18 protein-coding genes are annotated in these 22,040 nt (G+C 68.7%); 6 read left to right on the top strand and 12 right to left on the bottom strand.

What is annotated here, in order from left to right:
* Positions 1 to 9 precede the first annotated feature (9 nt).
* From ACFHWU_RS03445 to ACFHWU_RS03425, 5 genes are all read right to left on the bottom strand, one after another.
* On the bottom strand, positions 10 to 1,962 hold the full coding sequence (locus ACFHWU_RS03445; RefSeq protein ID WP_416550939.1) for a RiPP maturation radical SAM C-methyltransferase: 1,953 nt from the start codon (positions 1,960 to 1,962) through the stop codon (positions 10 to 12).
* Between the two features lie 324 nt (positions 1,963 to 2,286).
* Entirely contained in the window at positions 2,287 to 4,113 is a 1,827-nt protein-coding gene (locus ACFHWU_RS03440; protein ID WP_416589789.1) for a prolyl oligopeptidase family serine peptidase, read from the bottom strand.
* Positions 4,110 to 5,408: an MFS transporter gene (locus ACFHWU_RS03435; RefSeq protein WP_416569147.1), complete on the bottom strand. Its 1,299-nt coding sequence runs from the start codon at positions 5,406 to 5,408 to the stop codon at positions 4,110 to 4,112. Before ACFHWU_RS03435 ends, ACFHWU_RS03440 begins: the two co-directional genes overlap by 4 nt.
* Positions 5,409 to 5,846: 438 nt before the next feature.
* Entirely contained in the window at positions 5,847 to 7,043 is a 1,197-nt protein-coding gene (locus ACFHWU_RS03430) for an McrC family protein (RefSeq protein WP_416569148.1), read from the bottom strand.
* 5 nt (positions 7,044 to 7,048) lie between these two features.
* Positions 7,049 to 9,196 (bottom strand): AAA family ATPase, encoded by a 2,148-nt coding sequence (locus ACFHWU_RS03425; protein WP_416589788.1) that lies wholly within the window; start codon positions 9,194 to 9,196, stop codon positions 7,049 to 7,051.
* A 117-nt stretch (positions 9,197 to 9,313) separates the two neighbouring features.
* On the opposite strand from ACFHWU_RS03425, the gene ACFHWU_RS03420 reads away from it, so the two are divergent.
* Together ACFHWU_RS03420 and ACFHWU_RS03415 are read left to right on the top strand one after the other, a co-directional pair.
* Positions 9,314 to 10,156: an endonuclease/exonuclease/phosphatase family protein gene (locus ACFHWU_RS03420; protein WP_416589787.1), complete on the top strand. Its 843-nt coding sequence runs from the start codon at positions 9,314 to 9,316 to the stop codon at positions 10,154 to 10,156.
* A 91-nt stretch (positions 10,157 to 10,247) separates the two neighbouring features.
* On the top strand, positions 10,248 to 10,907 hold the full coding sequence (locus tag ACFHWU_RS03415; RefSeq protein ID WP_416589786.1) for a GNAT family N-acetyltransferase: 660 nt from the start codon (positions 10,248 to 10,250) through the stop codon (positions 10,905 to 10,907).
* On the opposite strand, the gene ACFHWU_RS03410 is transcribed toward ACFHWU_RS03415, so the two are convergent.
* From ACFHWU_RS03410 to ACFHWU_RS03390, 5 genes are all read right to left on the bottom strand, one after another.
* Positions 10,883 to 14,935 carry an Eco57I restriction-modification methylase domain-containing protein gene (locus tag ACFHWU_RS03410; RefSeq protein WP_416589785.1) on the bottom strand — a complete coding sequence of 1,351 codons (4,053 nt, stop codon included), beginning with the start codon at positions 14,933 to 14,935 and terminating at the stop codon, positions 10,883 to 10,885. The genes ACFHWU_RS03415 and ACFHWU_RS03410 overlap by 25 nt on opposite strands.
* A gap of 100 nt (positions 14,936 to 15,035) precedes the next feature.
* On the bottom strand, positions 15,036 to 15,620 hold the full coding sequence (locus ACFHWU_RS03405) for a DUF234 domain-containing protein (protein WP_416589784.1): 585 nt from the start codon (positions 15,618 to 15,620) through the stop codon (positions 15,036 to 15,038).
* Positions 15,556 to 16,347 (bottom strand): AAA family ATPase, encoded by a 792-nt coding sequence (locus ACFHWU_RS03400; protein WP_416589783.1) that lies wholly within the window; start codon positions 16,345 to 16,347, stop codon positions 15,556 to 15,558. The genes ACFHWU_RS03405 and ACFHWU_RS03400 overlap by 65 nt, the downstream gene beginning before the upstream one ends.
* Before the next feature lie 243 nt (positions 16,348 to 16,590).
* Entirely contained in the window at positions 16,591 to 17,031 is a 441-nt protein-coding gene (locus ACFHWU_RS03395; protein WP_416550929.1) for a PIN domain-containing protein, read from the bottom strand.
* The gene (locus tag ACFHWU_RS03390) at positions 17,028 to 17,942 is read right to left on the bottom strand and encodes a hypothetical protein (protein WP_416569154.1); all 915 of its coding nucleotides are present in this window, start codon (positions 17,940 to 17,942) and stop codon (positions 17,028 to 17,030) included. The genes ACFHWU_RS03395 and ACFHWU_RS03390 overlap by 4 nt, the downstream gene beginning before the upstream one ends.
* Positions 17,943 to 18,095: 153 nt before the next feature.
* Between ACFHWU_RS03390 and ACFHWU_RS03385 the strand changes: the two genes are divergently transcribed.
* Complete coding sequence (locus ACFHWU_RS03385) at positions 18,096 to 18,245, top strand: hypothetical protein (RefSeq protein ID WP_416589782.1); 150 nt, start codon at positions 18,096 to 18,098, stop codon at positions 18,243 to 18,245.
* Here ACFHWU_RS03385 and ACFHWU_RS03380 read toward each other — a convergent pair.
* Positions 18,238 to 18,573 carry a hypothetical protein gene (locus ACFHWU_RS03380; RefSeq protein WP_416589781.1) on the bottom strand — a complete coding sequence of 112 codons (336 nt, stop codon included), beginning with the start codon at positions 18,571 to 18,573 and terminating at the stop codon, positions 18,238 to 18,240. The two genes, ACFHWU_RS03385 and ACFHWU_RS03380, sit on opposite strands and share 8 nt — an antisense overlap.
* Positions 18,570 to 18,932 carry a hypothetical protein gene (locus ACFHWU_RS03375; RefSeq protein ID WP_416589779.1) on the bottom strand — a complete coding sequence of 121 codons (363 nt, stop codon included), beginning with the start codon at positions 18,930 to 18,932 and terminating at the stop codon, positions 18,570 to 18,572. Before ACFHWU_RS03375 ends, ACFHWU_RS03380 begins: the two co-directional genes overlap by 4 nt.
* A 332-nt stretch (positions 18,933 to 19,264) precedes the next feature.
* On the opposite strand from ACFHWU_RS03375, the gene ACFHWU_RS03370 reads away from it, so the two are divergent.
* The 3 genes from ACFHWU_RS03370 to ACFHWU_RS03360 are packed head-to-tail and all read left to right on the top strand — an operon-like array spanning position 19,265 to position 21,639.
* On the top strand, positions 19,265 to 20,584 hold the full coding sequence (locus ACFHWU_RS03370; protein WP_416589778.1) for a helix-turn-helix domain-containing protein: 1,320 nt from the start codon (positions 19,265 to 19,267) through the stop codon (positions 20,582 to 20,584).
* Positions 20,584 to 21,120 carry a GNAT family N-acetyltransferase gene (locus ACFHWU_RS03365; RefSeq protein ID WP_416589777.1) on the top strand — a complete coding sequence of 179 codons (537 nt, stop codon included), beginning with the start codon at positions 20,584 to 20,586 and terminating at the stop codon, positions 21,118 to 21,120. Before ACFHWU_RS03370 ends, ACFHWU_RS03365 begins: the two co-directional genes overlap by 1 nt.
* 30 nt (positions 21,121 to 21,150) lie before the next feature.
* Complete coding sequence (locus ACFHWU_RS03360) at positions 21,151 to 21,639, top strand: Imm1 family immunity protein (RefSeq protein WP_416589776.1); 489 nt, start codon at positions 21,151 to 21,153, stop codon at positions 21,637 to 21,639.
* Positions 21,640 to 22,040: the final 401 nt, after the last annotated feature.

Raw genomic sequence — 22,040 nt, 5'->3', positions numbered from 1 at the left:
GTGCTCCTGTCAGACAGCGGTGAGCGCGGGCTCGGGCGTGGGGTGCCCGGCGGACGTGGCCGGGTCCGTCGACGCAGCTTCCGCCTGCGCGGCGGCCCGCTCCTGGTGCAGGTGGTCGATGCGGAGCAGGTCCTGGTTCATCGCCTGCGGTGCGATCTGGATGAACTGGTCGGCCTCGCTGAACAGCAGGCCGAGGTCGCTCCAGCGGGCGAGCAGCGTGGCCACCGCCTCCTCCGACGCGGATATCCGCCGGGCCAGTGAGGCGACGCTGTGCGGCTGGTCCAGCTGCCGGAAGGCGGCGATCTCGGTCGGATCCGTCAACCGCAGCACGTGCCAGTCGAACTGCCGCCGCTCGCTGACCAGCACGATCTCGGTGCCAAGGTCGTGGTGGGTCAGCCGGCTGCGGGCGTACTCGTGCTGCCAGCTGGTGACGGCCCGGTCGAGGGTCTCGGCGAGGTCCTCGTCGATGCCCTGGGTCGGGGTGTCGAAGATGTACGCCAGGTCCATCAGCTCCGACTCGGGCAGGTCGTAGATGAGCCGGTACTGGGCGGCCGGCCGCAGGTCGGTGAAGCCGAGCTCCGGCTTGACGAAGTACGGGCTGAACCGTTCGATGGCGATCCGGGTGCTGCCGTCGGGTGGGCAGAGGTGGTGCAGGGCCGGCATCTGGTCAATGATCGACTGGTAGTCGGCGTCGGTCTCGCCGGGGAAGCCGTACAGGTAGTTCCAGGCGATGGTGATGCCGCTGGTCTCCGCGTCGCGCAGCATCCGCACATTGAGGCAGCCGGTCACCCCCTTGTCCATTATCTTCAGCACCCGGCTGTTCAGGTTCTCGATGCCTGGCTGGACGCTGACCAGGCCGGCGTCGGCCAGGGCCTGCACCTGCGGGCCACGCATGTTCGACTTGATCTCGTACTGCAGCCGCAGGTCGTAGTCGGATTCGGCCAGCCGGGGCAGCAGCGAGTTGACGTAGCTCATGTCGAGGATGTTGTCGACGACGAACATGTCCAGCACCTGGTGGCGCTCGACCAGTCCGATGATCTCGTCGTAGAACCGGCCGGGATGCTTGCTGCGGAACTGCATGAACGATCCGTTGAGCCCGCAGAAGGTGCAGTGGTGCTTCTCGCCCCACCAGCAGCCGCGGGCGCCTTCCACCACCAGCCGGGGCTCGACCCAGTTGTTCGCCTTGGAGCGGGCCAGCCGCTCGAAGTAGCCGGTGTAGTCCGGGCTGACGATCTCAGCCGGCGGCAGCGGTGCGGTGCTCATCGGGTTGGCCACGTGTCGGCCGTCCGGGGTGGCCCAGCACAGGCCCTCGATGCTGGAAAAGTCGCCCTGGTTGTCCGCTGGCGCGGCCGCCAGCGCGGCGAGCAGCTGGGGAAAAGCCGCCTCCCCTTCGCCACGTACCACGAAGTCGATGAAGGAGAAGTTGCGGTGCAGCGCCGCACCCTGCTCGCCGTCGCAGTTCGCCCCACCGAGGGCGGTACGGATCCGGGGGTCGAGTTTCTTCACCGCCCGGGCAGTCGCCAGCGCTGCGGTGTTCTGCTGGAACGTCGAGGTGAATCCGACGAGGTCGGGTGCCCGGTCGACGATCCGGGCGGCGATCTCGTCGATGAACTCCGGCGCGGCCCGGTGCAGGTCCATGTTGCGGCTCAGGTCGCGTTCGGACATCTGGCCCTGGACGACGCGGGTGAACTCGCTGACCCGCCATTCAGGGTCGTCGTAGAGGGCGGAGGAGAAGACCCAGTCACCGCAGCCGGAGAAGTAGGTGAACAGCGAATAGTAGTAGTAGTCGCCGAGGCCGAACTCACGTCGGTCGACCACCCAGTCGACGAAGTCGAGGTTGGCGTGCATCACCTCGACCTCGGCGTCCGGCATCTTCTGGCGGACGCTGTTGGTGAGGATGCCCAGTGCCAGCGACGGGACATCGATCGATGACCACGGCATGTTGACCAGCAGGATCCGCATGTGCCCTTCCCTTCTATGCGAGCCGCGACCGACGAACCCGGTCAGCGCGGGTGTCGGAGGTGGACAGGATTCCCGGTGGGATGGTGAGGTCGGCGCCGATGGGATGGAGGCGGTCAGGCGATACCGGCCAGGGCGCGACCCGCCCGCCTCCACCCCGTACGACCCGGATCAGAACTTGATCTTGACCGAGACCGTGACCGTGACGTTCGCGCTGCGAAGCTGGTCGCGGTTGCCGTTGATCGGGTCGTTCTCGACAACGTTCTTCCGCATACCGTTCACCTCCTCTCCCGATCGGACCGAACCTGCCAACGTGCGGGGAACAGGTCAGCCGACTGGCCGCGCCATGGCGAGCGCGACCGCCGTACCCTCCTCCTGCACGCCGTCGAAGTGCCGCTGCATGAACAGCAGCACGGTCTGCATCAGCGACAGATGGCTGCGGGCGTCGAAGTCGTCGTGCCCGGCCCGGCGGCGGACCAGCTGATGCGGAACGCGGCGGGCGGCCAACAGGCCGGCGTACCGCTCCACCGGAGCCGGCGGGCAGCGCACGTCGTCGCTGGAGACGGCGAGCAGCACCGGCGCGGTGACCTGGTCGACGTAGCTGGCCGGCGACGACCGGGCGTACGCCTCGGGAACCTGCTCCGGGGTGCCGCCGAACAGCATCACGTCGAGCGCTTGGACCGCCGGGGACGCCGCATGAAACGCGGCGGCGTAGTCGGCGATCGGGCTGATCGCCACCCCGAGCCGCCACAGCCGGGGCTGCACACCGAGGGCGAGCAGGGTCAGATAGCCACCCCACGAGGTGCCCCACAGGGCGACCCGTCCCGCCTCGATCAGCCCCTCGGTCACCAGATGCTCGCGGACCGCCGCCAGATCGGCGACCTGGGTCAGCCCGACGCCGGAGCTGAAGTCGTTACGCCAGGCGGAGCCGTAGCCGCTGGACCCCCGGTAGTTGGCACGCACCACCGCGCAGCCGGTGCTGGCCAGGATCTCCACCAGCGGGTCGTACGCGTCCCGCGCGTGCTGCGACGGTCCGCCGTGGACCAGGAACACGGCGGGACGGGTACGCCGGTCGTCGTTCGGTGTGGTCAGCAGCACGTGGATCGGCCCGCCCGGCCCCGGCACCCACAGCTCCTGCCGCTGGTAGTCGTCGACCGTGGCGGACGCCGCCGGGTCCGGGCCGGCGCCGCTGTCCGGCAGCCGGACGTCACGGCCCGACCGCAGCTGCGGCGGGGTCAGCGAGTCGGTCCAGATGTAGACGACGTCGCCGTCCGGCCAGACCGCCGCGTCCAGCACACTGCCCGGCGGGGTCGGCAGTACCGCGCTGGCCCGCACCGTCAGGTCGGCCTCGTGCAGGATCGTATGGGCGTGCCGGTCCTGACGAATCAGGATCCGCCGGCCGTCCGGGTACCAGCTCGCGGTGATCTCGGTGTCGAACCAGCACCAGCTGTGCGGCTGCAGTCCGTCGGCCCGGGTCCAGGTCGCCGGGAAATACCGGTCGTCCTGCTCCAGCACGAGCAGCAGCCTGGGTTCGCCGCCGCCGGGGGCGAAGCCGAGCGCCCAGACCCGCCGATCCGGCCGGCCGGACACCACCCCGACCGTGGCCCCGTCGCGGCCGACCACGGTCACGGCGTCCGCGGCGGCCGAGTCGGTGCCGACCGCCGCCAGCTCACCGGTCGGGTCCAGGTCGACCAGGTACGCGTACCCGGCGGTCCGGGTGACCTCGGTGATTCGCCCGTGCGGGTCGCGCCGGTGCAGGGTCAGGCCGTCCTCGTCGGCGAGCCCGACCAGGGCGGTTCCGTCGTCGGCCATCGCGATCCCGGCGTGCCGCGCCGGCGTCACCCCGGGCAGCGCCGGAGCCGAGACCGGCGAGGTGACCTGGTCGGTGGCGATGTTCGGGAAGTCGCGGGTACGCCAGACACCCACCCCGGCGAGGTCGTCGTCGAACCACCACACCGTCTCGCCGGCCGGGTCCAACGCGGCCCGGATCGTTCCGGTCGCCCGGTCGGTGAGCTGGGTGACCGTGTCGGCCCGACGGTCCCAAGCCAGGATCTGGCATCGACCGTCGGCGTCGCCGACGTAGACCACCCGGTGCGGCGCGTGCTCGGCGACCGCCGGAAGCGCCGGGTAGAACAGTCGGTATTCACGGCTCATCGGCGTGCCTCCTCTGCCACGGGTTCGGTCGACGTCACGTCGGGTTCGGTCGGCGTCGCGTCGTCTGATGGGTCCTCCGCCCCGGCGCGCAGTTGGCGCAGGTTGACCGTCGTGTAGACGGCCAGCCCGGCCAGTGCGGCGGCGAAGATCAGCGCAACGGCGGTCGGGCTGTACCAGGCGACGAGCAGGCCGGCGAGCAGCGGCGCCGGGGTCTGCAGCACCTCGCCGGCGGTGCCCATCACGGTGCCGACCCGGCCCTGTAGCTCGTCCGGCGTCAACGCGATGACCCGCGACTGGAAGATGACCCCGAGCAACGGGCTGAGCAGGAAGACCAGGCCGAAGAGCAGGCCGTACGTCCAGGTCTGCCGGGCCTGCGACATGGCCGCGACCAGGGCGACCATCGCCCAGGAGGCGACGACGATGACGGTCATCGGCCGGATCCGGCTGAACACGGCGGGCGCCAGCAACGCGCCGGTCAACCCGCCTACGCTGGCCACGGTCAGCACCAGTCCGATCGACGACGCGGCCGCGCCCTGCTGCCCGGCGGTCAGAATCGCGTAGTAGATGAGTGCGCCGAAGGTAAAATTGATCCCGGCAGCCCAGATCGTCACGAATCGCAGAAACGGCTGCCGCCACACGAAGCGCAGGCCGTCCCGCAGATCGGTGAGGAACGACGTGCGTTCGGCACGGTCCGGGGTGAGATCGGTGCGGATCGCACCGACCAGAAATGCGGACACCACATATGACACGGCGTCCACCAGGAATGGCACCCACCGGCCTATCTGGTAGAGTGCGCCACCGAAAACCGGACCGACGATCTGTACGGCGTGATTGCGCGCCTCCAGCCGGGACAGCGCCTTCTTGTCGTCAGCCGGCAGCACCCGGCGAATCGAGCCCGCGCCGGCCGCCTCGTAGCCGCTCTGGGCGAGCCCTTCGACGAAGGCGGCGGCAGTGAGCACCACCAGGGTCGCCGTACCGCTGGCGACCGCGACGAAGAGCACCGCCATCGTGGCGGCGGCCAGCAGTAGTGACGCCACCATCATCCGCTTGCGGGGCAACCGGTCGGCCAGTACGCCGGCCGCAGGCGCGGCGACAAGTCGACCGGCCAGGGCCAGCGCGCCCACCAGACCGGCGGCGGCGGGCGAACCGGTTATCGCGAGGGTGACCAGCGGAAAGACGATGCCGGAGGTCTGCGACCCGAGTTGGTCGACGGCCCCGGCTATCCAGTACAGCCGGAAATCCCTCTTACGATCTCCATCAGTCGGCGTTGAATCAGCGGTTGAGGCAGCGGTCATCACTTCGGCCACATCGTCGACATGAACGTCCCAAGGGGTGGTTGATTGAGACTGTCTTGGCGGGCGTAACTCAGGTGAAATAAATCGACCTACCGGCCCCTGACCGGGCCACGGACAGAAGGCTAACAGCGCCCCAACCGGAGCGCAAGCATGTCAATACTTCAAGTTGACCCAGAAGCAGCCAGCGGATCGTTCAATCCGAACTTGAGGATAATCGTCCCGCAAATGAAGCTATGCCCACAGGACGAATTATTACCGCCCTACCCGGGCGTAACAACGACTCGTTGTCATCTTTGCCGTTAAGTAGGCGATGTCAGCCGCAAACCCGGCATCGGCGCTGTTGTCGCGACAAAATCGACAAGGGCGGCTGGCGGCCGCCCGAGTGGGCGGTGTCAGCTCACCGGCTCAGCTCACCGAGGACCACCAGGTACGCCGCGTTCACGCCGCTGACTCTATCGACCCGCGTCCCGGGCGTCGGCCCAGCGTCATCCCGGCACCGACCCGCCGTACCTGCTCCAGCAGGTCGCCAGTGGACCCGTCCAGGTCGATCCGGTGGCAGACGAGCCGGATCCCGGTCCGGCGGACCACGTGCGCGGTCGGACCGCCCTCCCCGGCGTAGATGAGATGGCCGGTGTCCAGACCGTACGCGACGCAGTAGGCCAGCATCTGATACAAGTCGTCGACGGGTGTCCGGGTCTTGTACTTGGTGTCGGCCACCGCAGCTACCCGGCCCTCGTCCCACCAGGTCAGATCGGGGCGGATGTCGATCAGGCCGGCCTCGTCGAGGTGATCGGTTGTCTGGGTGCGCAGCTGGCCGGCGGGCAGCACGGCCCGCAGCGCGGCAGCGACGAACGACTCGAAGACCCGCGCCATGTCGAGCAGCAGGCCGTTCGCGGCCCGGTCACCGGCGCGGGCGTCGAGCGACGATCCGGCGAGGACCAGCTCGGCCAGCCACAGGGCGGTGTGCAGCTGGGCGTTGCTGCGGCCCGGACGCCAGATCGGCACCGGGGCACCGGGACGCAGCCGAGCGACACCGGGGAACCGCTCAGCCAGCTGGCTGAGCCGGCGACGTACCGACGGCACCAGCCCGGGAACGCGCAGCATCCGTTCGACCGCGCTGACCAGGATGCGGTTCTCCGGCGTGTCGGCGGTGAACTCGTCGTAGCGGACTTCCAGCGGCAGCGGCTGGCCGAGCCGACGGGTCAACTGCCGGGCCGGCATCATCCGCCCGCGCAAAACCGTCGATGCGGCGTCGACCTCCTGGTAGCCGTGTCGCAGCCCGCCCCGGATCGCCCGGTCGACCTGCCGACACAGCGCCTCGGCGAGCGCCGGAGCCAGCTCGTCGCTGGCACCCAACGGCAGGCTCGCCGGCTGCCAACGGTGCGGGTTCCGCGCGTAGCCGAACAGGAACAACAGCCGCGCTACCGGCACCTTCGGCGCGACGTACACATCGAGATCGCCGATGCGGGCGGCGCCGACGAGCCGGGTGGCGCGCAGCAGCCAACGCCCGGCCGACGGGCCCGGGCGTACCTCGACGACCGGTTGCCGGCCCGCGCGGGCCGCCGCCAGCTGCCGGGCCTGCTCGCCGGTCAGTGCCACGTTCAGCGCCGGACCGGCCTCCCGCAGCTGGATCACCCGGGTCACGGTGGCGGCTGCCGATCAGCCAGGGCGGCCCGCAGCGCGTCGAGCCCGTACCGGCCGGGTACGTCCAGGTCGTCGGCGTAGTGGTGGTCGGCGAGCAGCGGCAGGATGTCATGGCGCCAGACCCGGTCGAGGCCGTCCGGGTCGCGGTGGTCGGCCTCGTCCAGCAGGTACGTCGGCCCGACGGCGTAGTCGGCGTCGGCGAGCCGGGCGTTGAGAGCGTCGAGCAGGTCGGCGGCCTTGGCAGGCAGGTCGCGGGCGGTGAGCCAGCGACGCAGCAGGCCGGCGACCGGCGGCCGGTCCGGGTGCATCTCGACGAACGCGAAGCGGCGGCGCATCGCGGCGTCGATCTGGGCGATCGACCGGTCGGCGGTGTTCATCGTGCCGATCAGGTAGAGGTTGGCCGGCAGGGTGAAGTCCTTCGCCGAGTACTGCAGCGCGATCGGCTGGTCACGGTATTCGAGCAGGAAGTACAGCTCGCCGAAGACCTTCGCCAGGTTCCCCCGGTTTATCTCGTCGATGATCAGCACGTACGCCGTGGACGGGTGTTCCCGGGCGGCGTCGGCGAGCCGGCGCAGCGGCCCGGAGGTGAGCTTGAACCGTAGAGTGCCGTCGTCGCCGGCCTCGGGCCGGAACCCTTCGAAGAAGTCCTCGTAGGTGTACGACGGGTGGAACTGGATCAGCCGTACCGCGTGGGGTTCGGTGAGCCGGGCGGCGAGGGCGCGGGCGACGTACGTCTTGCCGGTCCCGGGTGGGCCGTACAGGATGATCTGCCGCCGCCTGGCTAGCAGCTCCCGCAGCTCCCGCAGCCAGTCGAGGTCGAGCAGCAGCGTGTCGGCCAGGTCGGCGGGGACGTCACCGAGTCGCGCTTCGGCCGCTGGCGGCGGGGTCTGGGTCGCCATCGGACCTGGCGGCGGCGTCGCGGGGGTGGCCGGTGCCGCGGTCGGCGCCGGTTCGCGCAGCAGCGGCGCAGCGAGGTGTTCCAGCGCGGCCAGCCCGTCGGTCAGGTCGACCACGTCGTCCTGGCTCTGCAACAGGTTGGACAGGGCGGCGGGCAGCGCCGACAGGTCCACCGGCGGGTCGAGCTCCAGCCAGCGCACCGGCCGGCGCAGGTGGGACGGTAGCTCCTCGGCGCCGGTGAAGCTGGGCGGGCCGGTGACCAACCCGAGGTGTACGTCGCCGTGGTGCGCGGTCGCCACGAAGTCCCCGTCCCGCATCAACCGCAGGAAGGCGTTGAACTCGCCGGTCAGCTTCTCCCGTACCGAATAGCTTTTGTGCCGGTAGGCGTCGGCGACGGCCTGGGTCAGCTGCTGTTCGTCGATGCCGGGGCCGAGGTGCGGCAGTTGGGAGGCTGCCAGCGACACCCAACCTTCGGCTAGCCACTGCGGCACCAGGTCGGCGCCGTCGACGTTGCTGCCCCGGACCAGCCAGGCCCGCCGCGCGACGGGTTCAGCCGCGAGGGTGGCGGTCTCGGCGAGTCGCTCGGCGAGGAAGTCAGCGGTGATCCGCTGTTCGGCGTTCGCCCGACCGCCGACGAACTCGATACCTTCCTCGCTGAGCCGGGCCGCCAGGTCGCTACCGCGTAGCCGGGCATGCTGGTGCCTGGCATCGGGGACCCGACCGGAAGCGTCGAGGACGCGGTGCGCGTTGTCGACGTAGGTGTCGGCCAGTAGGTGGGCGATGTCGTCCGGCGTGCCGTCGACCAGCTCGGCCAGATCGTCGTACGCTGTCCAGGAGCCGGCCGGTACAAGCTCCAGGGTGCTGGTGATCTTCTCGAGCCGGTCGTCGTACTTCTTCCGTGCGGCCTTTCGATCTCGGACGATGCCGTTGTATCGCTTGTTGATCTCACTCAAGAGGGTGTCCGGGTCGGGAAACATGTCTAGGGCGGCCAAGCCGTCGTCGGTGATCCACCACAGCGCGTCCCGTTTGATCAGCCAGCCGATGGTGGCAGCGTCGCCGGCGTAGAAGCGGGCCGCGACCGCCCAGGCCGGTGAACCGTTGCGGTGCGGTCGCATCTCGGCCTCGTTGAGATCGATCCGCTCCGCGACTTGGTCGAGCACGTCCCTGCCATGCAGCCGCTGCCCGCTGTCGCGGAGAACTTCCAGGCAGGTACGCACCAGCAGCCCGTTCCGCACACCGTCAGCCACGAGCGTCCCCCTCCTCGATCTCAAGGTGACCTCGCAGCCTACGACCAACGAACCACCGACTCGAAACTCGGATGTCGGAGAGCGGAATCCCGTGGTCCCATGGGGTCCGGGGGGACGATGCGGATCGTGAGTGTGAACGCCTGGGGTGGGGCGCTGGCCAACGAGCTGTTGCCCTGGCTGGCCGAGGGCGCGGCCGATGTGGTCTGCCTGCAGGAGGTGACCCGGACGCCGGGCCTGACCGGGTGGACCCGGTTCGACGACGGCGACCGCGCCCTGCCGCAGCGCGCGAACCTGTTCGACGATGTCCGCGCCGTACTGCCCCGCCACCAGGGGTTCTTCCTGACCAGTGACTCCGGGCCGGTGACCGACGCGACGGGTGCCCGGCACCGGCAGGACTTCGGCGTGGCGACGATGGTCGCCGAACGGCTGCCTGTCGTCGGTGTCGACTCGGCCTTCGTACACGGGGAGTTTGTCGCCCATGGCGAGTGGACCGTCGCGGACCGTCCACGGGTGGCGCTCGCCGTCGGCGTCGTCGGGCGCACGGACGGCCGGCAGGTGTGGGTGGTGCAGGTGCATGGGCTGCGCGACCCGGCCGGCAAGGCGGACACCCCGGCGCGCCGGGCCCAGGCGGTACGGCTGACCGAGCTGGTCCAGCGGATACGCGAGCCGGACGATCTGGTGGTGGTGTGCGGGGATTTCAACGTACTGCCCGACAGTGAGACGTTCGACGTGCTGGGCGGTATCGGGCTGACTGAGCTGGTTGGCACGGCGGACACCCGTACGTCGCATTATCCGAAGCCGGTCCGGCACGCGAGCTATCTGCTCGTCTCCGACGTCGCCGCCGTCGAACGGTTCGAAATCGTGCGTCAGCCGGAAGTCTCCGACCACCGCGCCCTGCTTCTCGACCTGCGGGCCTGGCCCCGTCGGGCGGCAGATCCAGCCCTCGCATGTCCACCCTGACGGCGGGTACTCGTAGGCCATGATGGGCAGCGCCAACACTCTGACGCGGTCCCGCACCCCGGTGACGGGGTCGGGCCGCAGCGGAGCCCTCGTGCGGCCAGCCGAGCACGCCGACCTGGCGACGACGGCTCGCACGCATGTGGAGTTCCTGCCGGTCGGGCTGTTTCCGTCTCTCGGGGCAGGCTTCGTCCGCCATTGGCACCGTACCTACCTCGACTCCCGGCACGGCGTCGGCTACGTGGTCACCAACCCGACGACGCCCGACGGCGACGTTGTCGGATTCCTGCTGGGCACCACCGACCAGGCCGCCCACATGGCGGCGCTGTTCGCCGACCGGCGGGCGCTGGCCGCACTGTCAGTTTCCGGCGTAGGTGCGGTGGTCCGCCGTCCATGGTTGGCCCGCCAGCTGTCCTCCCGGGTTGGACCGTGGGCCCGGCAGATCGCGCAGCGCCGGTCCGGCCAGCCGACCCCGGCGGACGCGCCGTCCGAGAATGCGCAGGTCGCGGTGATGGTCGCGGTGGCGGTGCAACCGAAGTGGCGGGGCAGTGGCATCGGGGCGGAGCTTGTCCGCCGGTTCGTTGCGGACGCCCGGCGCGCCGGGGCGGCAGAGGCCGAGCTGGTTACCCCGGTCGGGTCGGCCGGAGCGACCGGCTTCTACGAACGGCTCGGCTGGGAGCTCGGGCCGTGCTGGCACACCCGCGACGGTGACCAGCTTCAGGCGTACCGTCAACGCCTCGTCTCCGCGGTCTGATCGGACCGCCGGCCACGCCCAGGGGGCGGGTCGAGCGGGCAACGGTACGGCGTACCGGTGCGGACGGCAGCGGCCATCGCGTCGTAGCGCTCCAGGATCAGGCGTTTGGTGCGGTACTCGCCGTGCGCGTTCTCGTCCTTGTCCCGGACGACCTTGAAGGTCTCCATGATGTGGTCGACGTCGTCACGGTCCACCCCGTACAGGTGGAAGTAGGCGGCGTCGAGTTCGGCGCGGATGAGTTCACGTCGCTGCGGGTCCCACCGGAACGGCGGGCCGTCGTCGCCGAGGTCACGGGCGTACGGTGCGAGGTCGTGCGCGGTGTAGGTCAGCTCCAGCGCCCGGGGCCGGATCCACTCCGACAGGTCGACGACATCCGGATCCCAGGGCGCCCGATCGGCGTACCGCTGCGGCGGCAGCACCGGCAGTTGGCGAAGCACCGCGTAGGTCAAGTGGGTTCCGGACAGCTTCTGGCGCGCGGCGTAGTCGGTAACCAGCGTGGCCAGGTTGGCCGCCAACGACCCCACAACCACCCGCTGCTGGTCGGAGATCAGGAGCGGATTGGTGTGGCCTACCGCAGCTAGCGGAATGACGGCGGGGATCAGGGTGCGTTCGTTGGTACTGGGGGCGATGTCGCGCCAACCCAGCAGCCAGTCATGCGACCAGCGCCCGGCCAACCGATCGTCCACCGCCGACTTCGGCACCCAGTAGCGTGGCAGCGGCAGCCGCGCCGGATCGTCATGATCGGCGTCGGTAAGGCGGGGCAGCGTCCCGACGTTCAACTGCGCCTGCGTCGCACCCTCGTACGTACCCAGCCGGTGGTCGTAGAAGTGGACCATCTTTGCCTCGTACAACGGCAGCATGCGCTCGTCGCCTCGGACGAAGTGGTAGCCCTTCAACGTCCAGCCATCCTGGACCAGGTCGTCGTAGCCACGGAACAACCCCGAGTCGTTGGCCATGTGCAGCATCGCCAGGAACGACACACCCCACGGGTTACCGTCCGGACGGTCCTCGCGCCACAACACCGGCACCCGCCGGTAGATCCCCAACGTGATCTCCGCGTCCCGCCGGGACATAAACACCGGACACGTCCCCGTGTTCGGGTTCAACAGACTGATCTCCTCCGGCGACAACACGTACGCCCGCCGCACGATCTGATCCACCTGCCGCACCCGGAACACCAACGACACCCGATCGACCGGCCGCCGCACACCCGCCACCGTCAACAGAACGAACCGGAACGAGTGATGCACCTCCGAGAAGACCCGGTCCTCGTTCTCGAAGTCGAACAACGACACCAGACTCCGACGGCGTACCAGGTCCTTGAAGAAGTCCTGGGTGGTCGCATCGGTGGCGATCCCGGTCGGGACGATGATGCCGACCTGGCCGGTGGTGGCGAGCAGCGTCCGGCTGGTTTCGGCGAAGACGGCGTACGTGTTGATGTCGCCGCGTCCGGTGAGCCGGTGCCGGCCGGCGGTCCGCAGCAGGTGGCTGATGCCGCTGGCGGTGCGCAGCGCCTTCGTCCAGCTCAGGTGCAGGTCACGCTCGGCGGGCTGCTCGCTGTCGGCGAGTGCGGCGATCAGCTTCTTGCGGGCGGCGGCGTTCGGCGCACCGGCGATCGCTTCGTGCTGGCCGTCGAAGAACTCCTGCTCCTGGAGTTTGACCCGCTCCCAGGGCGGGTTGGTCAGTACGCAGCTGAAGCCGCCGCGCCAGCCGGTGGCCGGGTCGACGCCGGCCCTGTCGGCGGGAACCCCGTCGGCGGGGACTTCGAAGATGTGCGGGAACTCGATGTGCCAGTGGAAGAAGCCGTACTGCCGGACCATCGTGTCGACGAGCTGCCGGGCGCGCTCGACGTCGTCGCTGCGCTCGTCGGTGGCGATGCGGGCCAGCATCGCGTTGGTGAGGCCGTACGCCCGGTTTCTGGGGATCTTCGGGGCGACGAACGCGGCGCACCAGGCGTCGGCGATCTGCCGCAGTCGGCGCCGGTGCGGGTCGAGGGTGCGGTCCCGCTGGGCTTGGATGTGTACGTCGGCGAGGGTTTCGCAGGGTGCCAGGTGGGCGATGGCGGCGGCTTCGGCGGCGAGGTCGAGGTTGCCGGCGCTGCCGGCGGTCAGTGGTCGGACACCGGGTGACTGGTTGGCGTTTTCCCGGCGCAGGGCGGTGACGACGGCTCGGTTGTCGCCGTCGAGGGCGGTGTACGCGGCGTCGGGGATGCCGGCGGCGAGTTGCGCCGGGGTGGCACCGAGCAGCGAGTTGCCGACCCGCAGGTGCGCATCGAGGTAGCCGAGGGGTTTGCCGGGTTCGACCGCTTCCAGCCAGAGGGAGAGTTTGGCCAGTTCGACGGCCATTTCGTTGCTGTCGACGCCGTACAGGCAGCGGGTGGTGACCTTGCGCATCGCGGCCTGGACGGCGTCGGGGTGGGGTTCCAGGTCGTCGGTTTCCTCGATGGCGATGCGGCGGGCGATGCGGCGGGCCGCGCCGATGAGGAAGTGCCCGGATCCGCAGGCCGGGTCGCAGACGGTGAGGCGTTCCAGGGCGGCGACGCGTTCGGCGGGGGTCTCGGCGTCGCAGGCCTCGTCGAGCAGTGGCTCCAACGTGGAGTCGAGAAGTTCGTCGACGAGGGACGGCGGGGTGTAGTAGGCGCCGGTTTTCTTCCGGTCGCTGCCTTTGACCTTGACGAAGCAGAACCTGCCGGTGTGGGCGTCCCAGCAGGGGTGCAGCTCCAGCAGTGCCTCGTACACGCTGCCGAGTTCTTCCGCGCCGAGCCGCGCCCAGTCGACCCACTGCCGGCGGTCGGCCCGCCGGCCGGTGAGGACGCTGAGCTGGGTGACGGCGGTGAGCAGTGCTGAGTTGGTGAGCTGGGCGCGGCGTAGCGGCAGGTCGAGTTCGCTGGTTTCGAAGACGCCGCCGAGGGCGGGCAGGCCGATCACCTGGCCGCCGGCTTCCGAGCCGAGCAGCTGGAACACCAGGGCGGTGCTCTGCCACAGGTCGCCGTGCCAGGAGTGGCGGCGGGTGTCGGCGAGGCGGCGCAACCGGCGGGAGGAGAAGTAGGTGTCGTAGCGGTCGCGGGCGGCCCGGCTGGCGTGCGGGTCGAGCAGGACGCCGCGGTCCTCGACGACCATCCAGAAGATCAGCTTGTAGACGAGTCGCAGCAGGGAGCGTTTCAGGTCGGCCAGGGTCAGCCGGCCGGCGGCGACGTCGTCGCGCAGTTGCCGGTTGTGCGGGTGGCTGAGGAAACCTTGTCCGAGGGTTTCCAACGCTTCGTGTACGCCGTACCGCAGGCTGGTGAGGGCGCGTTCGCCCTGCCGAGCGCCGTAGGTGCGCCACTCCTCCAGCGGGCAGGAGGCGGCACCGGCCTGCGGGTCGCTGATCTGGAACCGGCTGGCGTGGGCGATCCGGTAGAACAGCAGGAAGTCGGCGAACAGTTCGCCCTGGAAGATCGCCGCCAGGTCGAATTCGAGGTACGCGCTGCCGGCGAGGTTGGTGGAGTCGCGCAGCAGTCGCAGCTGCGGCCCGTTGCACAGCACCGCCCACAGGTGCTGGTCGCTCTGGTTGAGCAGCCGTTGCACCATGACGTGTGGTGCCGCGTCGGCCGGGGAGCGGGTGCCGCGCGGCACTCCGGCGGCCCGCCGGTCGAGGTCGGCACCCCAGGGGGCCAGGTGCACCGGCAGGGCCTGCTGCCATCGGTGGCTGACCGGGAACGGCTGTTCGTCGACGACGATGCCGCCGGGTAGGCGTTCGATGCCGTCGAAGTCGAGGGTACGCAGCAGGGTGTGCCGCCAGTCGTCGGCGGCGCGCCGCCGGGTGCGGCGGCTGCCGGTGCCGGCCTGCTGGTCGGCGTACCGGTTGAATTCGTCGCGCAGGTAGCCGAAGTCGCGGTTGGCGATCCGGCGGACGGATTCGCCGGCGGTCAGGTGGTATGAGCGGGCGTCGATGCCGGGCACGGTCGGGTCGCCGTCGCGGATGCGACCGAGGACGCCGCCGGGCAGCAGGCTGCCGACCAGGTTGACCGCCGAGTGCGCCAGCGCCATGCTCGTCCTCCCCAGGCCGAGCCCCCGCGTCTACATGTGGCGATCATTCAGTCACGATCAGCAATCTTTCGCTGTCGAGTAGCCGACAGATCACCGCGTGCTACCGGTCCTGCCAGGCGGCAAGTAGGTCGGTGGGCTGGTAGAGCACGTCGAGGCCACGGCAGGACGCGCCGCTGCGGGAGACGGCGACGGTCGGCACCGGCTCGTCGGTCAGCGATGCCCGGTGCCGGAACAGCGCGGACAGGTCGTGCCCGTCGAACGGCGACTGGTCGTGCCGTTTGATCGAGCCGACGAAGTACAGTTCGCGGGCGATCGGTGCCCGGTCGGCACCGACGATGTCGATCTCGACGTCGTTGGATCTGGTCCAGTACGCGCCGATGGCGGGTGCCGCCGGCAGCGAGTCGTCGGGCAGCAGCCGGGCGAGCGCGTCGCGGATCAGTGGCTCGACGGCCCGGCCCCGCCAGCTCGGAAAGCTCGTCCGGATGCGGGTCAGGGTCAGGTCACCCCGGCCGCGTTCGATCTCCGGCATCGCGGGGGCGAGAAACCGCAGCCAGAAGCGCAGGTACGGGTCGACGATCCGGTAGCGGCGGTCCTTCGACGGGCGGGTGGACAGCGGCAGTTCACCGGTGACGAGCCGCTTGGCCTGCAGGGTTTCCAGGGATCGTTGCAGCGACGTAGCCGACATTTCGCCGGCCGTACGGGCGATGTTGGTGAACGTCCGTTCGCCGGAGCCGATCGCGGTCAGCACCTCGCGGGCCTGGAGCTGGGCGGGGAACTCGGCGGCGAGTGACCGTTCCGCGGAGAGCGGCGTCGATCGCGTCGGCGGGTGGCAGGTCGAGCATGGTGGCAAGGTCGGCCGGGTTGAGCGGGCCGAGCACCATCTCGCGGCCACGCTGGTGGAACGGCCGACGGTAGTCGTTGAGCGCCTCCATCATCGCCAGGTCGGAGCCGATGAGGACGAGCAGCACCGGCTTGCGGGACAGCAGCCGGTCCCAGGCCCGCTGCAGGATGCCTTCGAACTGCTGCTCGGGATCCATCAGACAGGGCACTTCGTCGAGGACGACGACGCTGGGAGTGTCGTCGGGCAGCGCCGCTGCCAGCAGCCGGAACGCGGCGTCCCAGTCCGACGGGTTGGCGGCGGCGATCAGGTCCCGGCCGGGCAGGGTGGATTCGGCCGCGTCGGCGACGAGTTGCCGCAGTTCGGTGGCGGTGCCGGCACCGGCGGCGGTGAAGTAGAGGTACGGCACCTGCGCGACGTCGACGAACCGCTCGACCAGCCGGGACTTGCCGACCCGCCGCCGCCCTCGGATGAGCAGGCAGCGGCCGGGCCGGTCGTCCCGGGCCGAGGCGATGCGGTCCAGCTCGGCAGCGAGGGCGCCTAGTTCCCGGGTACGCCCGACGAAGCTCGCCACGCTAACTCCCATGTTAGTAACACTGATGTTAGTAACATCCAGGTTATCTCAGGCGTGAACATGGCGGCACAGCCACCGCGAGGGCTGCGATATTTGGCTCAGCTACTGCAAAACTTGCCTGTACGACTAATATTGCAGAAGGCAGCGAAATTTTGCAGCAGGGAGCGGTGGCTAAAACGAACAAGTCTCACAGTCCTTGCTGACCCTGCCACACCCCACACAGACCGTCCGGAGATCGCAACCTCACAGATCAGGGTGAATGAGTCTCAGGTCAGGGAAAGATTTCGAGATCGTCCCGAAGTCGCTCAGGTTGTTCGTGGCGACCGGCAGTTGCGGGCGAAGCGCCAGGGCACACGCAGCGGTCCAAAGGTCGTTCGTGCCGCCCTTCTGTAGGTGCCCGGAGAGCTTCGCGTGCATCTCTGCCCAAAGCTCTACGACCTGGGACGTGTAGGGAACCACGACGAAGGACTTGAGCCGCCTGCGCAGATCCTCTATGCGACGAGCACCCCACCGTCGACGGTGGGCGTTGGCGAGCAGCTCACCGTACGTAGCGAAACTCACGGCCTGCTCGTGACCTGCGGTGAGGCTAATGAACGCCCTGCCATGATCGGCTCCCATCAGCCAGTAGCTCACGACGTCCGTGTCAATGAGCAGTGGCCCATTGGGGACGTCCTCCGGCCTCATTCGGCGAGAGCCGCGAGGAATGCGGCTCGCTCATCGTCCGTCAAATCGGTCATCCCTAGCTCGGCCGCGTTGACCCAGCCGTCCGTTCCTTGTGCTGTCTGGAGTCCAGCAAAGGTCTGGGGCTCCCAGAACGAGTCAACGTCAAGCTCCAGTTGGGTGCTTCGGGAGACAGCGCGCAGGTCGACGCTGGTAGCCTGCGCTGTCCGAGGGTGGTAACGCACGTAGCCCTCAAGATTCGCGCGGGAGCGCAGTGCCTCCTGAATCTGGTCAGCAAGCTCGGAGGAGAAGTTGACTGCTACAGCGTCGCCGCTGGCAAGACGCAACCGAGCGGTGTGGCTTTCGAAATCTGCCTCGAAAAGCACCCCGGTCAGGGTCTCATCCCTGCTCGTGGGCACCCGGTCACCGATGCGCTGCAGGCGTTCCCGAACTGCAGCATCGATAGTCGCTTGGCGTGAAGCCTGTCCCGTCGACATCGGGGAGTCATCGATCAAGGTCATCGCTATGTTTCGGTCGCCGATCCCTAGATCTGCGGCTAACCGAGCGACCGCAGCGGCCAGCTCCGCGTCTGTTTCCGGGCCACCGCCGGTGATCACGGCTAGCAGCCGATCAAAAGCAAGAGAACTCAGGTCCGCGACGGAGATAGGCAGCTCGTCGTCGTTTGGCTCTGCCGCTTCCGGCAAGGCGAAGACTCCGACAAAGCTTCCGCTCTGGATATCTACCATGCGAAGGCGCGCCGCGCTTTCGATAGCCTGGACGTGCCGACCGGTCCCACGCCGGGCCTTTCCGAGGACCAGGTACGCCGCGTGGGCTATGGCACGTTCAAGACCAAGAATCATGCGGGCGACGTCGGCCGCCGCGACGCGGCCGGGCTCGGCGTTGACGCCTTCCAGCTTCGCCCGGACGATCCTCATGAGCCGCGACTCCTACATCTGATCCCTGTCGTCGAGGACCTGGTGCCTCGCCATGCAGTCTAGAAGGAACCACGCAGGGTCGTGGTCCCCTGACCGACCGACGACGAGCCGAATTCGGTTGCCGGGGTGGGTGGGAGCTCTACCGTGGGCGGGGTGTTGACGCCCGCAGACCGGGCCGTACGCGCGGGACGCCGCCCGCACACCGGCTCGGTCGACGACGCGGCAGGGTGGCAGGCCCTGCGTGACTATCTCAAGCCGATGAACGGCGACGGCGCTGCGGTTGAGACCGGCCGACTCACCTGACGGTTCGTCGGGCCTGTTCGGCTCGCCACAGCAGTTCGCCCTGCTCGGCGGCTGCCTCGTTGGCGGCGATCCATTCGTCGATCTCGGCCCGGTGGTCGGCGTAGTAGCGCAGCGCGACGTCGACGCTGTGCCGGCCCAGCCCGGTGCTCGCCATCATCTCGGTGACCAACTCGTCGCCGTCCAGCTCCGGGGACGCGGCCTTGATGGCCTGTCGCGCGGCGATGACCTCCCACACGTCGGGGCCGCCGGCCAGCGCGGCCCGCTGCCCGGTCGGGCCGTCGCGCAGCAGGATGCCGGGGTACGTCGCCCCGTCGTACCCGCTGCTCACCGTGCGCCCGCGTAGTAGTGGTGCTGGCCGTTGGCCTGCCGCTGCGGGTCGAACCGGGCCTCGAACTGCTCGGTCTGCCATGCGCGCAGCGCGTTGCGCACCCGGTCGGCTTCGGTCCAGGCCATCCGCAGCTCACGGCGCAGCTCGTCGACCTCGTCGGCGACCCGTTCCAGGTAGCCGTACACCTCGTCGGGGTCGAGGCCGCCGCGCCAGCGGCGCGGCAGGAACCGCATGGCGCGCACCGCCGGCCCGGTCAGCCGCGACCGCCGTACGCCGCTGTGCCCGCTGTTGCTCCGGTAGTCGCCGCCGGTAACGGCTGCCAGCCGGTGCCGCACGGTCGCCGCGTTACGCCTGAACACGTTGTGCCTCCTTGGGGGGAGAGAATCGTGGAGAGGCGCCGGGGCGGGCGGGATCACGCCAACCGAGTTTGCAGACCTGGGAGCCGCGTTGCCGGGCACCCGCCCCGGGCCGTGCCACCACAATGCCGGGCGCACACGGCCGGAGAACAGCGCATGTTTGGTGCACGCTGTGCCGAGCTCGTGATGCACGTTTGTAGCGGCACCCGCACCGAGCTGCACTATCACGCTTTCCTCGGTTTCGAGCCGTGGAACTTCCACGTAATCCACAGCGCTAGAAGGTTATCCACAGCCCGTTGCATTGATCTTGTTCTTCTGTGTGTACTACGTGCACCGTGGACATTGATCCGACGCGACGGGAGGGCGTCCAGGTGACGACGACACGGCGACACCGGTTCATCCAGCACCGCAAGGCCGCCGGTTTCACTCAGGAAGGGCTCGCCGCACACCTGTACATCGACCGCACCACCGTCGCCCGATGGGAGCGCGGGGAGACAGATCCACACCCAGCGGTACGCGCGCGACTCGCCGAGGCCCTTGACCTGCCAATTGATCAGCTCGACGCGCTGCTCAGCGCCGAGCCGACGAATCTCGCTCTGGACAGCACCGATTCCGGCGGTACGGTGGCATTTGGGGATACCGATGGAGGTGATCTTGTGAACCGCCGTGCTTTCGCGATCAACACCACTCTCGCCGGCCTCGGCATCGCCACACCACTGCGCGACTGGATCACATCGCCGCAGGTGCCACAGCATCTCGGCATGGAGCACATGCAGCAGGTCTCCGAGACGATCCTGGCCTTCCGGCGGGCCGACGCGGCGGTCGGCGGCGACAGCCTGTGCGACGTCGCAATCGCCATGCACCGCCGCCTCACCCGCTGGGAGCGCGAAGCGAGCTACAGCCGCCAGGTCGGCGAAGCCCTGCAAGACTGCCTCGGCAATCTGGAAGCGCAAACCGGCTGGCTCGCCCTTGATGCCGAGCGCCACGACGACTCGCGCCACTACCTTCACGCAGCTTTCGTCCGTGCCCGGCTTCGCGACGATCCCCGCCTTGAGGTACGCGCGCTCCAGCAACTCTCGATGCTCCTGCGCGAGACGGACCCGCAGGAAGCCTTGCGGTTTTCCGAGGCCGCTCAGCGGATCGCCGCGCCGTGGGCGACGCCCCGCTTGAAGACCCTGCTGCACCTCCGCTCCACCCTCGCTCACGCACAGGCCGGGGACGTCTCAAGCTTCGGACGGGAGTTGGTCAACGCCAAGATCCAATTCGACCGTGGTCTGAACGACGATGATCCGGTCTACATCGGGTTCGTCACCATCCACGAGGTCAATGCCGCCGAAGGGCTCTCCCACCTGGCACTTGACCGCCCCGACCGGGCAGCAGCCAGCTTCATCGGCCGACTCGAACGCCCCGATCCGGTCTTCAAGCGGAACGAGTACCTGGGAAAGCTCAACATGGCTACGGCCCTGTACCAGCAGGGCGACCATGCGGGATCCGGCGTGATCGCGCTCAACGTTCTGCCTGCCGTCGCGTCGCTCAAGTCTCGGCGCACGCGGAAGCGCCTGGCGTCCCTGCGTGCCGACCTCGGGCGGACGGCTCCCCACGTGCCGGCAGCTCGGGACTTCATCGAGGCGTACGACGCCGCGAAGGTCGCCTGATGGCGGTCGACGGTCTCAAGCTCGACGTCTACGACGCTGACCAGGCGAAGGCAATCCTTGAAGACCTGGTCGCCGTCTACATCGAGATCTACGACGAGCCGGCCGACGCGTTCCACGGCGAGGACCGCTACCGCAGGCAGATCAACGGACACATGGCGCTGCCAGGCTGGAAGCTCGTCACCGGCACAGTCGGCAACGAACTCGTCGGCTACACCTATGGCTTCCCGCTCTCATCGGACCGCTGGTGGGCCGGGCTGCTCACGCCCGTACCGGACGGATTCACCTCAGAGGACGGGCGGCGCACCTTCGCGATCAGCGAACTCATGGTCCGCGAGTCGTGGCGGCGGCAGGGGATCGCCCGCGCGCTGCACGACGCGTTGCTCGGCAACCGGGAGGAGCCCAGAGCAACCCTGCTCGCCGACCCAAAGAACGCCCCGGCGCAGGCCGCATACGCCTCCTGGGGCTGGCGCATCGTCGCCCAGCTCCGCCCCAACTGGGACAACTCCCCCACCTACGACGTCCTCATCCGCCCGTAGCAGGGCTCACCACGCCCCCTGGATGAGCAGATGACGACGTACGAGGTCACCTGGCTCGGGACGGGTCGCGCTGCTGTGAGCGACCCCGCACAGATCGGCGAGGTGCTCCGCGCGCTCCACGACGGTGGACAGCCCTGCGTGGTCGACGTGTTCCGTCACCGGGACGGTAGACCTGACGGTGGTGCCCAGGTCGGGGTAGGTCATCCGGACCGGTCGTTCGTGCTCTACTTTGGCGAGCCAGACGGCGGGTACGCGGTCGAGCCTGGAATTGAACCCTGGGGTTGTGACATCGAGTTCAGCTATGGCGGCCAGCCAACCGACTATACTTCCTCCGAAACTCGGATCACGCCTGACCGGGCTATTGCACTCGTCCGCCAGTTGGTCGCTACGGACAGTCGCCCAGCCGGTGTGGATTGGGATGAAGGCGTCGATCCCAACGCCACTCCGACCGATGTCCAATGGGAGTTGGTAGACGACCAGAGCTCAATTATTAGAGTTGATCACTACCACCAGGACTAGCCAGGTCGTCAACATCGCTTGCGTCTTGGTATTCCTGAACAACGGAAAACCAGTGGTTTACAAAAATAGGCGATGAGTCGACTTGAACTTGCTCGATTGACCCAGAGTTCTCGTACCGGATCACAAACAACTTGGTGATACCCGCACTGTGCGGACTGCGTCCGATCATTCTTGCATCGACGAGAACAGCGTGTGGAAGCGTGAAGCTCCACCCAACCGGACCACGTGCACGGAAAACGAAGCGATCCGATGTCAAGAGCATCTCACCCTCAGTCCAGTCCCGAATGCCGCAGAACATCCCGACGTTGCTGTCGTACGCTTCCTCGTTCGGCATCAGTTCGCCGACACAGAATGCAACCCTCCGCGCGAGCTTCCGGTCACGCATACGCTGAAACACGCTA

Origin of the sequence: Micromonospora sp. LOL_015 (assembly GCF_048060275.1) — a bacterium.
GTDB lineage: Bacteria > Actinomycetota > Actinomycetes > Mycobacteriales > Micromonosporaceae > Micromonospora_E.
This window is presented reverse-complemented; position numbering and strand designations above follow the sequence as displayed.

What these genes read in the sequence shown, in the direction of transcription:
- ACFHWU_RS03445 (WP_416550939.1), bottom strand. Translation starts at nt 1,962, where the DNA reads ATGCGGATCCTGCTGGTCAACATGCCGTGGTCATCGATCGATGTCCCG.
- ACFHWU_RS03440 (WP_416589789.1), bottom strand. Translation starts at nt 4,113, where the DNA reads ATGAGCCGTGAATACCGACTGTTCTACCCGGCGCTTCCGGCGGTCGCC.
- ACFHWU_RS03435 (WP_416569147.1), bottom strand. Translation starts at nt 5,408, where the DNA reads ATGACCGCTGCCTCAACCGCTGATTCAACGCCGACTGATGGAGATCGT.
- ACFHWU_RS03420 (WP_416589787.1), top strand. Translation starts at nt 9,314, where the DNA reads ATGCGGATCGTGAGTGTGAACGCCTGGGGTGGGGCGCTGGCCAACGAG.
- ACFHWU_RS03410 (WP_416589785.1), bottom strand. Translation starts at nt 14,935, where the DNA reads ATGGCGCTGGCGCACTCGGCGGTCAACCTGGTCGGCAGCCTGCTGCCC.
- ACFHWU_RS03405 (WP_416589784.1), bottom strand. Translation starts at nt 15,620, where the DNA reads ATGTCGGCTACGTCGCTGCAACGATCCCTGGAAACCCTGCAGGCCAAG.
- ACFHWU_RS03395 (WP_416550929.1), bottom strand. Translation starts at nt 17,031, where the DNA reads ATGAGGCCGGAGGACGTCCCCAATGGGCCACTGCTCATTGACACGGAC.
- ACFHWU_RS03390 (WP_416569154.1), bottom strand. Translation starts at nt 17,942, where the DNA reads ATGAGGATCGTCCGGGCGAAGCTGGAAGGCGTCAACGCCGAGCCCGGC.
- ACFHWU_RS03365 (WP_416589777.1), top strand. Translation starts at nt 20,584, where the DNA reads ATGGCGGTCGACGGTCTCAAGCTCGACGTCTACGACGCTGACCAGGCG.
- ACFHWU_RS03360 (WP_416589776.1), top strand. Translation starts at nt 21,151, where the DNA reads ATGACGACGTACGAGGTCACCTGGCTCGGGACGGGTCGCGCTGCTGTG.